Source organism: Mycobacterium sp. NGS33 (genome assembly GCF_059812885.1).
Map to the genome: position 1 here is coordinate 36,518 of NZ_JCALDN010000029.1, position 14,615 is coordinate 51,132.

A 14,615-nucleotide genomic window follows, 5' to 3' on the forward strand; every position below is an offset into this window, starting at 1 on the left:
CTAGCGACGGGCGCGGGTGGGTAAGTCTCTCCTCAACCCAGAACGGAGACCGCATGAATGCGAGCGCGCAAACCAAGACCATCTCGACGCATGTGCCGGCGCGGCTGGACCGGCTGCCGTGGTCGCGGTTTCACTGGCGCGTCGTCGTCGGCCTGGGCGGCGTGTGGGTGCTCGACGGGCTCGAGGTCACCATGGTGGGCAACGTCTCGGCCCGGTTGATGGAGCACAACAGCGGCATCGCGCTCAACCCCGCGCAGATCGGCATGGCGGCCGCGATCTACATCGCCGGCGCGTGTTCGGGGGCCCTGTTCTTCGGCCACCTGACCGACCGATTCGGCCGCCGCAACCTGTTCATCCTCACCCTGGCGATCTATTTGGTGGCCACGGTCGCGACCGCGTTCGCGTTCGCGCCGTGGTACTTCTTCCTCACCCGCTTTTTCACCGGCTCGGGCATCGGGGGCGAATACGCCGCCATCAATTCGGCGATCGACGAGTTGATCCCGGCGCGGGTGCGCGGGCGGGTGGACCTGGTGATCAACGGAACGTATTGGCTGGGTTCGGCCGCCGGGGCGGGCGGCGCGCTGATCCTGTTGAACACCTCGAACTTCCCGCCCAACATCGGCTGGCGGCTCGCCTTCGGAATCGGCGCCGTCCTCGGCATTTTCGTGCTGCTGGTGCGGCGCAATGTCCCGGAGAGCCCGCGCTGGCTGTTCATCCACGGCCGCGAGGAGGAGGCCGAGCAGATCGTCGGCGAGATCGAGGAGGCGGTCCAGCACGAGACCGGCCAACCGCTGCCCGAACCGCAGGGCAAGGCGCTGCGGATCCGTCAGCGCACCGCGATTTCGTTCCGGGAGATCGCCGCCGTGGCGTTCAAGCTCTATCCGCGCCGCGCGATCCTCGGGCTGGCGCTGTTCATCGGGCAGGCGTTCCTCTACAACGGCGTCACGTTCAACCTCGGGACGCTGCTCAGCCAGTTCTACGCGGTGCCCTCGGGCATGGTGCCGGTGTTCTTCGTGCTGTGGGCCCTGAGCAATTTCGCCGGCCCGCTGGTGCTCGGGCACCTGTTCGACACCGTCGGCCGCAAACCGATGATCACGCTGACCTATATCGGTTCGGCCGTCGCGGTGGTGGCGCTGGCGCTGGTGTTTCTCACCCGGGCCGGCGGCGTCTGGGCCTTCATCGGCGTGCTGATCGTCGCGTTCTTCCTGGCCTCGGCGGGCGCCAGCGCGGCGTACCTGACGGTCAGCGAGATCTTCCCGATGGAGACCAGGGCGCTGGCGATCGCCTTCTTCTACGCGATGGGCACGGCGATCGGCGGTATCACCGGGCCGTTGCTGTTCGGTCAGCTGATCAACTCGGGCATGCGCACCGAGGTCGTGTGGTCATTCCTGATCGGGGCGGCGGTGATGGCGGCCGCGGGCCTGGTCGAGCTGTGGCTGGGCATCGCCGCCGAGCGGCGCCCGCTCGAAGAGCTGGCGTTGCCGTTGACCGTGGAAGACGCCGAGCGTCAAGAGGATTCGGAGCCGGCGGCGGACTGAGCCGCGGCGGATCAGCCGTACGCGTCCCACCATGTGTGCAGGTCTTCGACGGTGGCCGGGTCGCCGCTGACGTCGCTGAGCATCAGTCGGGCGTCGTTGGACCAGATCACGTTGGGGTGGTTGTTGTAGGTGCCGCACGCGATCAGGCCGGCCATGTCGTTGGGAGTCTCGTCGTAGTGCCAGCTGACGGGTGAGCGTCCCTCGCCGGGGCAGTTCACCAGGCTGATGTTGCCGATGTCGTCGGTGAAGGCCCGTTTCAGCCGGTCCGGCGTTCCGAACAGTCCGTAGGTAGCCCGGGTCGGGCCCCCGGGCTGGCTGTTCTGTCCGCAGGTCACCACGGCCACCGCGGTCACCCAGATGCTGCCGGACTCCGGAGTGGCCGGCGTGCAGGCGCCGGGCAGGTAGCCGGGCGGCAGCAGGCTGATCAGCCGCGCCTGCTCACCGCTCGGTGCGGCGGTGGACGGCGGCGCGGTCTTGCCCGAGGTGGCCCGGCGCTGCGGCTGGCTGGTGGGTTCGAGCAGCAGCCAGACGCCGACGGCAGCGACCGCGGCGGCGATGACGGCCGTCGCGGCGACCACCGGCCAGCGGGTGCGCCGGCGCCGCGCCGCGCCGGGCGGGCTGATCGCGCTGATCGGGCCCGAGGCGTCGCTGCGCTGCAGGATCGTCTCGGCGCGCTCGCGCTCGGGGCTACTCAGCGCCCGGTGGGCGGCGTCGGCCAGCGCGCCGGCGGTGGGGTATCGCTCGACGGGGTCCTTGGCCATGCCGCCCGCGATCACCGCGTCGAACGCCGCGCTCACGCCGTGCGCGCTGGGTTTGGGGATGGGCTGCATCAGATGCGCGCTCACCAGCGCGCCGGTGCTGTCGGCGCCGTACGGTGGAGCCCCCGTCAGGCATTCGTAGAGCACGCAGGCCAGCGCGTACACGTCGGCACGGGAAGTCACCTCGTCGCTCGAAAAGCGTTCGGGCGCCATGTATTTCAACGTTCCCACCGCGGTGCCCAGCTCGGTGAGTTTCTCGTCGGTCTTGGCGCTGGCGATCCCGAAATCGACCAGATAGGCGAAGTCGTCGCCGGTGATCAGGATGTTCTGCGGTTTGACGTCACGATGCGTCACACCGGCGGCGTGAGCGGCGTCCAGCGCGGACGCCACCTGGTGGACGATGGCGACCGCCCGCGGCGCGGGCAGGGGCCCCTCCCGTTCGAGCAGCCCGTCCAGGTCGACACCCTCGATGAGGCGCATCTCCAAAAACAGCTGGCCGTCGATTTCGCCGTAGTCGTGGATCGGCACCACGTGCGGCTCCAGCAGTTGGCCGGTGATGCGGGCCTCGCGCTCCATTCGCTTGCGGAACACCGGATCCTGGCTGAACGTGGGCGACATCAGCTTCACCGCGACGGTCCACCGTTTGACGGTGTGCTCGGCTTCGTAGACCTCGCCCATCGCGCCGCGGCCGAGCAGCCGCTTGAGGCGGTAGGGCCCGAACGTCGTCCCGGTCCGCGACCCCTGCGCGTCGCTCATCGTCTGGGCCGGCCGCTATCCGGTGAGTTTCGTCAGCCACGCCGGATTCTGGTAGTTCACGGCCGTGCTGCCGTCCCACACGAACGGCGTGGAGTTGGCGTTGTCGCTCGACAGGGTCGAGTAGCCGTTGGCGGCTTTCGCCTTGGCCGTGCCGATGTCGTCGCCGGATTTGATGCAGGCGATGACGCCGGCGCCGGCGCCGACCGTCTTCGCCAATTGCGCGAGCTCGCCGTCGGTGCGGTCTTCGGCGGCGCCCTCTTGGGGCTGGAAGCTGCTGGCGAACAAGCCCGAATAGAAGTCGGTGTAGACCTTGGGGTCGTTCTGCGCGGCGACGCAGTAGGTGGCCGCCACCGCGCGGGTCGAGTAGTCCTGGCTGTGTGACTTGTCGTCGAGGAAGTTGAGCAGGTGATAGCGCACGGCCAGCTTCTTGGTGTTCACCGCGGCGTCGATGTCGGTGGCGTTCGACCGGATGAAGCTGCCGCAGGGCGGGCAGATCGGTTCGTTGAAAACGTCGATCGTGGCCTGGGCCGCCGAACTTCCCACGAACACGCCGTCATCGAGGACCCGCAGCGCGACGGCGTCCGGCGGCGGTGGCGGTGGCGACGCCGCCGCCGGCCCGGACCGCGGTTCCCAGGGGCGCGCGACGCCGAGTATTACCCCGACCAACACCACCGTGAGTGTGGCGGCGACACCCACCCACAGCCAGGGTTTGCGGCCGGCCCGCGGCGGCTGACCCCAGGGCGGGGTCACCGAGCCGGCATTGGTCCAGACCGGCGGCCCGGCCCACGCCGGTGGTTGCCCGGCGGCCGACGGCGCGGGCCAGGAGCCGACCGGGGGGCCCGGCGGCGGCGCGACGGGCGGGCCGGACGCCAAGCCGCCAGCCGGTTGACCGGCGAACGCGGCTGGTGGGGTTGCCATTTGGGTGCGCGCCAAGATGTCGGTGGCGCGATCCTGGTCGGGAGCGGCCAGGGCGCCGTAGGCGGCCGCCGCCAGGTCACCGCAGGTGAGGTAGCGCTCGGCGGGGTCCTTGGCCATGCCGCGGGCGATCACGCCGTCGAAGGCCGCCGGGATGCTGGGACGCGCCGCGCTCGGGCGCGGGATCGGTTGATGGACGTGTGCGCCCATCACACTGAGCTGGTCACCGGTGTAGGGCGGGGAGCCGGTCAGGCATTCGTACAGCACGCAGGTCAGGGCGTAGATGTCGGCCTTGTGGGTGACGTCGGAGTCGCCGAACCGTTCCGGGGCCATGTATTTGGCGGTGCCCACCGTGGTGCCGAATTGCGTCAGCTTTTCGTCCGACGTGGCGCTGGCGATGCCGAAATCGACGAGGTAGGCGAAGTCGTCGGCGCTCACCAGAATGTTTTCCGGCTTCACGTCCCGGTGCAGGATCCCGGCCGCGTGCGCGGCGTCGAGCGCCGAACCGATCTGGCGGACAATCGCTATCGCGCGCGGCGGGGAGATCGGCCCGTACCGCTTCAGCATGCTGGCCAGGTCTTTGCCGTCGATCAGCCGCATGTCCACGTAGAGCTGGCCGTCGATCTCGCCGAAGTCGTGGATGGGGACCACGTGCGGTTCGTGCAGCCGCCCGGCGGTGCGCGCCTCGCGCTGCATCCGCGAGCGGAACACCGGATCGTTGGACAGGGTCCGCGACATCAGTTTGAGGGCCACGATGCGTTCGCGGACGGTGTCCTCGGCCTCGTAGACGTCGCCCATGCCGCCGCGTCCGACCAGCCGGCCCAGCCGGTACGGCCCGAACTGCGTCCCCTCCCGCGTGTCCGCGGTCGCCTCACCCATCGAAGACTCCTCACCCGCCAGCCGTGCCCGCAAACCGACGACCGGCGCCCTCACGCGCCCGGCCAGTCACTGCGCCGAATCCGCGTACGCGGTGGCATGCAGGCATAAGGCTAAGGTTTTCGCGGCCGCGGGGCACGGCGAATAGCGAAAGCCAGCTAATTCGACGGCGCGCTATTGGCGGTTGTCGTCGTCGCCGGTGGCGCGCTCGGTGAGCCCTTCTCGCGCCAGGGCCCGGACGAATCCGTAGGCCTGCATCCCGGCCGGGCCGGGATTGTCGAAGATCCATTCGTTGATCTTTTCCAGCGCGTTGGCGAGGTCGTCGCGCTTGACGCGCACCAGGTAGGTCTTTCGGTCGTCGTCGGGATCCTCCAGGGATTCGGCGACCGCGACCGGATTTCTGAACGCGTAGGCGATCCCGTGCACCGCGTCGTGGTTCAGGGCCCAGTGAATTTCACTGGGGCGCAGCCGGTTCACCGCAAGATTGCGGTAGTCACGGTCGTCGTCTGAACTGCTCACCTGGCCGGTGATCCTTTTCTGTGTGCATCGGGAAAGTGGACAGCGATCAATTGAAGGGAGGTCGCGCAAAGCGATTCGCTCAGCGTTCATAGCGGGCATTTTCATCATAGGAAGGGGCGCCCTCGGCTGCATGCCGAGCGCGTTGCGCGCGCACGTGCGATCCGGCGAATGCCGCGGGGTTCAGCGGCGATATCTCAAATACAGATAGCCGTCGCACACCAGCGCGTGCTCGAGGCTCATGGTGACGGGCGCGGGCAGGCGCGCCGGATGCAGCCGATGGCCCACCGGTTGGCTCGCCGCCAGTTTCGGGGCGAGCGTCACGCAGATCTCGGTGACGGCGTCGGCCTCCACCAGCTCGTCGAGCAGCGTAGGTCCGCCCTCGCACAGGATGCGGTGCATGCCGTGTTCCCGCAGGGTCGCGACGGCGCGGGACACGTCGACCGAGTCTTGCCCCGCGACCAGGAGGTGTTGTCGGTCGTCATCGGGGTCAAACCGCGCCGCGGTCCGCGCGCAGGTCACCAGGATCGGCGGCTGGTCGGGATTCCTGAACAGCCGGGCCGGTAGCTCACCGCTGCGGCTCACCACGGCGATCGGCGGCGGTTGCGCCCGCCCTTCGTGATGCCGCCGCGCCCGCGCCGCGTCGCTGAGCGCTACCGGGCCGTAGTTCTCGGCGCGGGCGGTGCCGGCCCCGACCAGCACGACGTCGGCGAGGCCACGCAGGATTCGCAAGAGCCGCTGATCGGTGGGGCACGACAGGGGACCGGCACGCCCGCCGAAGGCCGCGGCGCCGTCGGCGCTGAAGATCATGTTGGCGCGCACCCCGTCCGGGGGATCGGCATAGAAGGGCGCGAGCTCGATGATGCTCGGGACGGCGCTGACCCGGGGTGACTCGGCCACGCGTCAGGCCTCGTGGCCGGGCTGCAGCTCGCGCACGTCGCCGAACGACACCCAGGTTTCCAGTTCCCGCGGCGGACTGCCGCCCATCGGTGCGAGCAGGTGTCCGACGTGGTCACCCAGCGTGAAACGTTCCAGGATCTCGCCGACGAACCACGCGGCGGCGTCGTCGAGGATCGGCATCCGTTCGGGGCCGCGGTGCCAGGAACAGCGGTCGAACTTGTCGACCTTGTCGCTGGTCTGGCTGCCGAAGAGCTCGACCACGTCGAGGTGGTCGTGGTCGAACACGTGCACGGCCAGGTGGGAGGCGTCGCGGGCGACCCGGAAGGTGTGGTTGCGCTTGGACAGCCCGACCAGGAAGCGCGGCGGGTGGATGCTGGTCTGGCTGGCAAAGCCCACCAGGCAGCCCGCCGGGGTGCCGTTGGCCTGTGTGGTGACGACGAACATCGGATAGTTCAGCAGCGCCACCAGCTTGTCGAATGCTTCGGTTTCCGGGTCGGCCATCCGCTCAGTCTTCCCCGTCCGGCCGCCGGGGAATCGCGATCCCGCGATTTGCCCGCCGGCGGGCGACGGCGCAGGGTCGTGACATTCGCCGATGACCCGCGCGATTCCGGTTGCGTGGCAACCTCATTGGTGCGGCGACGCGATTGGTGTGACGACGCGCCGAATCAGGTAGGCGGCGGCGCCGAGGCCCAGCACCACCACACCGGAGAGCACCGACCACATCGGCATCGCGAACGCCAGCACCACGCAGCCGAGCAGCCCGGTCACCGCGATGGCGCGGTGGGGCCGCCCCTCGTCGCGGCCGAGGGTGAACGCGGACGCGTTGGCGATGGCGTAATAGATCAGCACGGCGAACGAGGAAAACCCGATGGCGGCGCGCAGGTCGGCGGTGGCGGCCAAAATCGCCACGACGACGCCGATCAGCACTTCCGCGCGGTGGGGGACACCGAACCGCGGGTGCACCGCGGCCAGCGCGTGCGGCAGGTGGTGATCTCGTGCCATGGCGAACGTGGTGCGCGAGACCCCCAGGATCAGCGCGAGCAGCGAGCCCAGCGCCGCGATCACCGCCCCCGCCCGCACGACCGGCACCAGCCAGCCGATCCCCACGGCCCGGGCCATCTCGACGAGCGGGGCGGCGCTCTGGGCGAGGCGGCCCGGCCCCAGCACCGACAGCGCGGCCACGGCCACGGCCGCGTAGACGGTCAGGGCGATGGTGAGCGCCAGCGGTATCGCGCGCGGAATGGTGCGCGACGGGTCGCGCACCTCCTCGCCCAGTGTGGCGATGCGCGCATAGCCGGCGAAGGCGAAGAACAGCAGCCCCGCGGCCTGCACCACGCCGCCGAGGGTTGCGCCGCTGAGGCGCGGCCACTCCGGTCGGGCGGCGCCGGCGGTGAACGCGGCGACCACGACGGCGGCGAGCACCGCCAGCACCGCGGCGACGATGAGGCGGGTCAGCCAGGCCGATTTCTGCACGCCGCCGTAGTTCACCGCGGTGAGCGCGACCACCGCCGCGACGGCCACCGCGTGCGCCTGCGCTGGCCACGCATAGACGCCGACGGTCAGGGCCATCGCCGCGCACGACGCGGTCTTGCCGACGACGAAGCCCCACCCGGCCAGATATCCCCAGAAGTCTCCCAACCGTTTTCGGCCGTAGACGTAGGTGCCGCCCGACGCCGGGTAGCGCGCCGCCAGTCGCGCGGAGGAGGTGGCGTTGCAGTAGGCCACCACCGCGGCGGCCGCCAGGCCCAGCAGCAGTCCCGAGCCGGCGGCGCGCGCGGCCGGCCCCAGCGCCGCGAAGATGCCCGCCCCGATCATCGACCCCAGCCCGATCACCACCGCGTCGAAAACGCCGAGGCTGCGGCGCAATTCGTCGTCGCCGACCGGCGGGGCGCTCCTGGGCACTCGGTCTCCTCGCGGATCGGAGAAATGGTCACGCCGGGGTCTCACCTCGCGCGGAGCCTAACCTATCAAATCAATTTGATGTATTGTGCCGAAGCATGGCTACGGCCGATCGAGCGGACGTCCCACCGGTGCTACAGCTGACGGCGCACCCCCTGCGGTGGGCGTTGCTAAGCCAACTGGCATCCGGGGACCACCGAGTGCGGGAACTGGCCGCCGCCGTGGGCGAGCCGCAGAACCTGGTCTCGTATCACTTGCGGCTGTTACGTTGCGCCGGACTCGTCGATGCACGACGTAGTAGCTTTGATGGGCGCGACACCTACTACTGGTTGAATCTGACGAAGTGCGCCACGGCATTTCGTGAGGCTGCCGGGGCTTTGCATCCGGCGTTGGCGCCCGGACCGCCCGTCGCGGTCGCTCCGCGGTCGGTGTTGTTTTTGTGCACCGGCAACAGCGCGCGGTCACCCATGGCCGCGGCGCTGCTCGAGCAACGCGGCCAGGGTCGCGTTCGAACCGCGAGCGCGGGCAGCCACCCGAAGCCCACGCTCCACGTCAACGCGATCCGGGTGATGCGCGACGAATACGGCATCGACCTCAGCGGCACCCGGCCCAAATCCGTGGCCGCGGTTTCCCGGCGCCGCTTCGACTGCGTGATCACGCTGTGCGACACAGTGCGTGAATACGCGCACGAACACGACCTGGCGACCACGATGCACTGGAGCCTGCCCGATCCCTCGGCCGGGGGCGGCGGCTACCCGCAATTTCTGCGCGTGGCAGGCGAATTGAGCCGGCGCGTCAGCTTTTTAGTGCCCGATCCAAGCCGCACGGGCGGGCGCCGGTGATGGCGCTCAACCGGCGTCAGTTCGGCAAATGGGCGGGCGTCGCGGTGGCGGCCGCGGGAGGCGCCGGCGTCGCGTGTACGCACCCCTCGCCCCAGGGCCCACCCGGCGGCAAGGCCGACTACACGCTGCGGATCGGCGCGGGGAAGGTCGAGCTGGCGCCGGACCGCATCGTGTCGACCCTGACCTACAACGGCCAATTTCCCGGTCCGCTACTGCGATTCAAGGAGGGCAGGCGCACCTGGGTCGACGTCTTCAACGACACCGATGCACCCGAGCAATTGCATTGGCACGGCCAGCACGTCGGCGTCGACGTCGACGGCGCCGCCGAAGAGGGCACCCCCGACATACCCGCACATGGCATGCGCCGGATCTCCTTCGTCCCCGGCCCGGCGGGCCTGCGCTTCTACCACACCCACGTCGTCCCGCGCGCCGACCTCTCGCGCGGCCAGTACAGCGGGTTGGTGGGCCCGGTCTACATCGAGCCCGCGCACGACGCCGGTGCGTACGATCAAGAAATCTTCCTGACGCTCAAGGAGTTTGAGCCCGCCTTCAGCCGCGGGGGCGACATGGCCAGCGACTTTCTGGCCGGTGCGCAGGATCAAGACCTCAAGGACAGAGGCGAGTCGGCGATGGCTGCCTCGCTGGCGCGCGGCGAGGCACCCGGCAACGAGGTCGGGTACGGGGCGTTCGCGGTCAATGGGCGGATGCTGGGCCATGGTGATCCCATTCGCGTCCGAGCCGGTCAGCGGGTGCTGCTCCATGTTCTCAACGGCAGCGCCACCGAGACACGCAGTGTGGCCCTGCCCGGCCACACCTTCACCGTCGTCGCGCTGGATGGCAACCCGGTGCCCACGCGGGCGGCGGTGCCGGTGTTGTGGCTCGGGGCGGGCGAACGGATATCGGCCGTCGTCAGCATGACCAATCCGGGCGTGTGGTTGCTGGGCGATCTGTCCGATGACGACCGCGGCCATGGGATGGGCGTCGTCGTCGAATATGCCGGGCGCGGCGGCGATCCGCAGTGGGCGGCGCCCCCGCCGTTCACGTGGGATTACCGGTCGTTCGGCACACCTCGGCGGGCCGACGCGCCACCGGCCGACCACACCATCGACATGTTGATCGAGAAACGCAACGCCGCCGACAACGGTTTCAATGTCTGGACGATCAACGGCACTCCTTTTGCGATGGACGCCAACAAGCCCGTGCTGCGCATCGAGCGCGACAAGCGTTACCGGCTGAGGTTCCGCAACGCCAGCGACGACCTGCACCCGATGCACCTGCACCGGCACACGTTCGAAATCACCCGGTTCGCGGGGACGCCGACCGCCGGCGTCCGCAAGGACGTCGCCATGCTCGGCGGCTACCAGAGCATGGAGGTCGATTTCGTCGCCGACCAACCGGGTCTTTCGCTGCTGCACTGCCATCAACAGATCCACATGGATTACGGGCTCATGCTGCTGCTCGACTGCAGCTGAGCGCCCCTAGCCCAGCGGATCGTTCTGGCGCACCCCGCGATACATGCCCCACCGCACGATCCACGGCATCACCACCCGCTCGACCGACCAGGACGGGAAGCGGAAGGCGTGGCCGGTGGGCAGGAAGACCTCCAGCCCGTTGGGCTGTATGCCCACCAGCGAACCCCAGCGCCGCGTCGGCGCCCGGTAGGTGCGTAACGGTCGGCCGGCGAAGTCGGCGAGGACATTGCGCGCCACCAGGGCATCGCCCCGGTTGCGCGCCGAGCTGCGCAACGGATCGGTCGCCGCGACGTCGCCGACCGCGAACACGCCGCGGTGGCCGGGCACCCGCAGTTCCGGCGTGACGCGCACGAACCCCCGCTCCTCGAGCAGTTCGGCGGGCAGCCACTCGGTGTTGGGCCGCACTTGCCCGATCGCCCACAACACGGCGTCGGCGTGGGCCGTGGGTTGCCCGGTGCTCCAGTCGACCGGCGCGCTGGTCAGTTCGTCGCCCGCGAAACCCTCGGTCAGCACCGCGCGGTGCCCCGGGTGCAGGCCGACGCCCAGCTGGGTCAGCCGGCGGCGGATCCGCTGCCAGATCCGCGGATGGTGTCCCGCCAGGGCGGAGTCGCCGGGGAAGTACAGGTCGATCCGCTTGTCCGGCCACGTGGTCGCCATGTTGAGGGCGCTGCTGACCGCCGCGGCCCCGCCGCCCACCACGGCCACCGACGTGGCGGCGGCCAGCCGATCGTGGGCGGCGCGCAGCCCGGCGCCGATCTCGGCGGCCGACTGCAGGGTCGGCTGGCGCCAAAAGCCGTTGCTGACTCCGGTCGAGATGATCAGCGCGTCGTACGCCTCGGCGATGTCGGCGCCGTCTTCGGTGCGGCCGAAGACGGTGTGGGCGCCCAGGTCCACCCCGGTCAGGGTGGCCTGCACCGTTCGGACGCCGTCGAGGCGGCGGAACCGGTCGAACGGGATCCAGTAGTCGCGGGCCCAGTCGTGCGGACGCGCGAGCCGCACGCCGAGTTCCTGACCGCTCACCAGCGCGGGTTTGGCCGAGATTCCGACGACGTCGGCCTGCCGGGACAGGCGGATCGCCGCGAGGACGCCGGCGTCCCCGAGCCCGGCGACGATGACACGCTTGCGGTTCATGCCGTTATCCTGCCCTGCGTAGATTGCGGGCGAGCCGGTGACCGATCCGAGAGCGAGGGGGTACGTCAGTTGATCGTCTCGCGCCGAATCGACAGCCCGGACCTGGGGGAGTCCGGGGTGTTGGCGCATCCGCGGGTGAGCGCCGCGCTGCGCGCCTTTCTGACTGCGATGGTGCGGGCGTCGGCCCCCCGTCCCGCCGCGGCCCGGCGCGCCGCGAAGGACTTCGAGAAGGCTCTGATTCCGGCGGTCGTCGCGGAGATCCGCTGGTCGTTCACCCGGCCGCGCACCTGGTTGATGGGTGTGGTGGCCAACGTGGTCTTCGCCGCCGGCTGGTTGCTGGTGCAGCCGCTGACGCCGGTGGGCCGGCACCCCGACTGGGTGATTTTGGTGGGCACCTACTTTTCGTCGTGGGTCCTCGCCGATGTCACGACCACCAATTTCCTGGGCGCCGACCATTACCGGATCCTGCGGGGTTTGTCCGATCGCGTGCCTTTCTGGCGGATCCTGTTGATCAAGAACCTCGCCCTGCTCGCGATCGTCGGCGTGCCCACCCTGTCCGCCGCGGTGGTGTTGACGCTGTGGCTGGAAACGCCTGCGCGGCTGGGCATTACGATCCCCACCGTCGCGGTGCCCATCGTCTCCTGGCTGGGCGTCGGAAACCTCATCTCGGTGCTACACCCGGTCAGTGTCGAGCCGTTGATCCGGCGCTGGCGCCAGCGCCGCGACCTGCGCCGCACCCGCAGTTGGGTGCTGGCCCTGACGCTGCCCTATGCGCTGTACTACGTGGCCGACCCGATGAACGGCGTGGAGCACCGCGTCTTGTGGCAGCAGGCGCCGGCGCTCATCTGGCCCGTGTTCGGGCGCGACACCAAAAGCTTCGTCCACCTGGGCATCGCCATGACGGTGTGGGTCGCCGGCAGCGTGGCGGCCGTGTACTGGGTGCGCCGGCGCGGATTGCTGATCCGCTAGGACACCTGGGGTTTGATGTCTTCGATGACCCACCGCGCGTAGTCGAGGTATTCGTCCACGCCGCTCACGGCGGGGACGGGAACCGCGGTCACGGTCACGCCCTGCTCGGCGAGCCAGTTCAACCGGTCGACGATCTGTGCGGCACTCATGCCCGGCCGGTCGCTCGCTCGTCGGGCGACGTGCCCCTCGCCGACCCGGTTGGTGCCCAGCCCGTGCATCACGTCGAATTCGCGGCCGTCGTAGGAAGGTTGGGACTTGAGGTAGCCGAGTCTGTCGGCGATCCGCTCGGGCGGGGTGAGAAAGGGCCACCACCCGGTGCCGAACGTGGCCGCCCGGCGCAGCGCGGCGTCGGCGTCGCCGCCGATCCAGATCGGAAGATGCGGTTGTTGAACGGGTTTCGGCTCGAAGGCGATGTCGGAGAACGACACATACCGGCCTTCGAATCGGGGTGCATCGCTGGTCCACAGTTCGACGATGGCGGCCAGATACTCGTCGGCGATGCGGCCCCGTTCACCGAAGGGCACCGAGAGCAGCTCGAACTCGCGGGCCAGCCACCCCACGCCGAAGGTCGCCATCATCCGGCCCCCGCTCATCCAGTCCGCGGTGGCCAGCGCCTTGGCCAGCACGATGGGATGCTGCAGCGGCAGGATGGTGACGCAGGAGTTGATGGCAACCCGCTCGGTGGCGCCCGCGATGAAGGCCTGCGCGGTCGTGGAGTGCAGATAGTGCGGCCCGGACAACTCGACATGGTCGGTGGGGATGACGAGATGCTCGGGCACCGCGATCATGTCGTAGCCCCACCGGTCGGCGCATTGCATCATGCGGCGCTGATCGGGCCCGGTGACCGCCGCCTCCCACGGCTGCGTAATCGCCTTGACGCGCAGCAGGTGCGGAAGGGGAAAGGCGAACTTCACGCGCGTCCCAGCCAGCGGTCCATGTCCTCCAATCTAGGGGCCGGTGTTGTTAACCTGGCGACATGGACTCCGAAATGGACCCTGCCAGCCGAAAGCTGACGAACGCGGCGTTGGCCGCCACCAGCTGGGCGCTGCTGGGCATGATGTCCTACGAAGAAGAGGTTTCGGGCTATGACCTCAAGAAGTGGATCGACTGGAGCGTCGACCTCTATTACTGGAGCCCGTCCTACAGCCAGATCTATACCGAGCTGAAGAAGCTGGAGGCGCTGGGACTGGTGACCTCACGCGTCGAACGCGACGAGGGCACCCGCACTCGGCGGCTCTACAAGATCACCACGGCCGGCATGGATGCCGTCACCGAGTGGACCAATCACGCGCCGGTGGACCCGCCGGTGCTCAAACACAGTGTGCTGCTGCGGGTTACGTTCGGGCACCTCAGTAACCCGAGTCGGCTCAAGGAATTACTGCAGGAGCATGTGGCGTACGCCGAAGCCAGGCACCGCAAGGCGGTCGAGGACGCCGAGGGAGCCGAGGCGGAACCGGCATGGGCGTACTCGGTGCTCGCGCTGCGCTGGGCGGCCAAGTACTACGCGGCCGAACGTGAGTTCGCGCTGGAGATGATCAAGGAGATCGACGAGGCCGACGCCATCCTGCAGAGCGCCGAGAAGGGTGGCTTGGGGAAGCCCCGTCCCAAGCCCGGGAATTGGCGCGAAATCGAGAAACAGGTCCAGGCCAAGCGCGAAGCGGATTAGGTCCGGCGGCGGCGACGGTTGCGTCCGCGCCGGCTGTCCGCCCCACCCTGACGGGATTACGGATACCGATAACGCATACCGAAACCCATTGTGTCACTGTGGTTTCAGTGGTCACAGCGTGGGGTTTTTTGTCGGTGGGTGTGGCTAGTTTGGCGGTGTGACCGATCAGCGGGATGTCGACGGGGTGTTCGAGGCGCTCGATGCCGCCTGGAATCGCGTCTGCGCGCTCGACGTCGACGCGCTGAATCCGCGCCAGCAGCTGGCGGTGCTGGAGCGGTGCGAAAGGCTGCGCCGGCGCATTCCCGCCGTCGAGCATCCGCTGATCAATTCCCTGGCCCGCCAGGCGCCGTCCCTGGAATTGGGCGGCACGGTGGTCT

General features: G+C 69.3%; 13 protein-coding genes and 1 pseudogene. 6 read left to right on the plus strand and 8 right to left on the minus strand.

All coding sequences use genetic code 11. From position 1 onward, the window contains the following. Positions 1-53: 53 nt before the first annotated feature. A complete protein-coding gene (locus AC5Y5B_RS24715; RefSeq protein WP_500007242.1) occupies positions 54-1,538 on the plus strand; it encodes an MFS transporter in 1,485 nt (494 codons plus the stop codon). A gap of 11 nt (positions 1,539-1,549) precedes the next feature. On the opposite strand, the gene AC5Y5B_RS24720 is transcribed toward AC5Y5B_RS24715, so the two are convergent. From AC5Y5B_RS24720 to AC5Y5B_RS24745, 6 genes are all read right to left on the minus strand, one after another. Beyond that, positions 1,550-3,052, minus strand: a complete 1,503-nt coding sequence (locus AC5Y5B_RS24720) for a serine/threonine-protein kinase (RefSeq protein WP_500007244.1) — start codon at positions 3,050-3,052, stop codon at positions 1,550-1,552. A gap of 15 nt (positions 3,053-3,067) precedes the next feature. Then, on the minus strand, positions 3,068-4,846 hold the full coding sequence (locus AC5Y5B_RS24725) for a serine/threonine protein kinase PknE (RefSeq protein WP_500007246.1): 1,779 nt from the start codon (positions 4,844-4,846) through the stop codon (positions 3,068-3,070). A gap of 171 nt (positions 4,847-5,017) precedes the next feature. Then, positions 5,018-5,362 (minus strand): hypothetical protein, encoded by a 345-nt coding sequence (locus AC5Y5B_RS24730; RefSeq protein ID WP_112633270.1) that lies wholly within the window; start codon positions 5,360-5,362, stop codon positions 5,018-5,020. A 180-nt stretch (positions 5,363-5,542) separates the two neighbouring features. Then, the gene (locus AC5Y5B_RS24735) at positions 5,543-6,259 is read right to left on the minus strand and encodes a pyrimidine reductase family protein (RefSeq protein ID WP_500007249.1); all 717 of its coding nucleotides are present in this window, start codon (positions 6,257-6,259) and stop codon (positions 5,543-5,545) included. 3 nt (positions 6,260-6,262) lie between these two features. Next, entirely contained in the window at positions 6,263-6,760 is a 498-nt protein-coding gene (locus AC5Y5B_RS24740; RefSeq protein WP_112633272.1) for a flavin reductase family protein, read from the minus strand. 123 nt (positions 6,761-6,883) lie between these two features. Continuing rightward, on the minus strand, positions 6,884-8,074 hold the full coding sequence (locus tag AC5Y5B_RS24745) for an APC family permease (protein ID WP_500007262.1): 1,191 nt from the start codon (positions 8,072-8,074) through the stop codon (positions 6,884-6,886). Between the two features lie 182 nt (positions 8,075-8,256). Between AC5Y5B_RS24745 and AC5Y5B_RS24750 the strand changes: the two genes are divergently transcribed. Together AC5Y5B_RS24750 and AC5Y5B_RS24755 are read left to right on the plus strand one after the other, a co-directional pair. Then, positions 8,257-9,000: an arsenate reductase/protein-tyrosine-phosphatase family protein gene (locus tag AC5Y5B_RS24750; RefSeq protein WP_500007251.1), complete on the plus strand. Its 744-nt coding sequence runs from the start codon at positions 8,257-8,259 to the stop codon at positions 8,998-9,000. Continuing rightward, on the plus strand, positions 9,000-10,472 hold the full coding sequence (locus AC5Y5B_RS24755) for a multicopper oxidase family protein (protein ID WP_500007253.1): 1,473 nt from the start codon (positions 9,000-9,002) through the stop codon (positions 10,470-10,472). The genes AC5Y5B_RS24750 and AC5Y5B_RS24755 overlap by 1 nt, the downstream gene beginning before the upstream one ends. A 6-nt stretch (positions 10,473-10,478) precedes the next feature. On the opposite strand, the gene AC5Y5B_RS24760 is transcribed toward AC5Y5B_RS24755, so the two are convergent. Further along, entirely contained in the window at positions 10,479-11,603 is a 1,125-nt protein-coding gene (locus tag AC5Y5B_RS24760; protein WP_500007256.1) for an FAD-dependent oxidoreductase, read from the minus strand. Between the two features lie 69 nt (positions 11,604-11,672). On the opposite strand from AC5Y5B_RS24760, the gene AC5Y5B_RS24765 reads away from it, so the two are divergent. Then, complete coding sequence (locus AC5Y5B_RS24765; protein WP_430918996.1) at positions 11,673-12,572, plus strand: hypothetical protein; 900 nt, start codon at positions 11,673-11,675, stop codon at positions 12,570-12,572. Here the strand turns inward: AC5Y5B_RS24765 and AC5Y5B_RS24770 are convergent. Further along, positions 12,569-13,486, minus strand: coding sequence for a TIGR03619 family F420-dependent LLM class oxidoreductase (locus AC5Y5B_RS24770; protein WP_500007259.1), 918 nt, complete (start codon positions 13,484-13,486; stop codon positions 12,569-12,571). The two genes, AC5Y5B_RS24765 and AC5Y5B_RS24770, sit on opposite strands and share 4 nt — an antisense overlap. Before the next feature lie 62 nt (positions 13,487-13,548). Here AC5Y5B_RS24770 and AC5Y5B_RS24775 point away from each other — a divergent pair, with 62 nt between their 5' ends. Together AC5Y5B_RS24775 and AC5Y5B_RS24780 are read left to right on the plus strand one after the other, a co-directional pair. Further along, complete coding sequence (locus AC5Y5B_RS24775) at positions 13,549-14,238, plus strand: PadR family transcriptional regulator (protein WP_112633278.1); 690 nt, start codon at positions 13,549-13,551, stop codon at positions 14,236-14,238. Positions 14,239-14,395: 157 nt separating this feature from the next. Further along, positions 14,396-14,615 (plus strand): annotated as a pseudogene (locus tag AC5Y5B_RS24780) (HNH endonuclease signature motif containing protein); the annotation flags it as partial.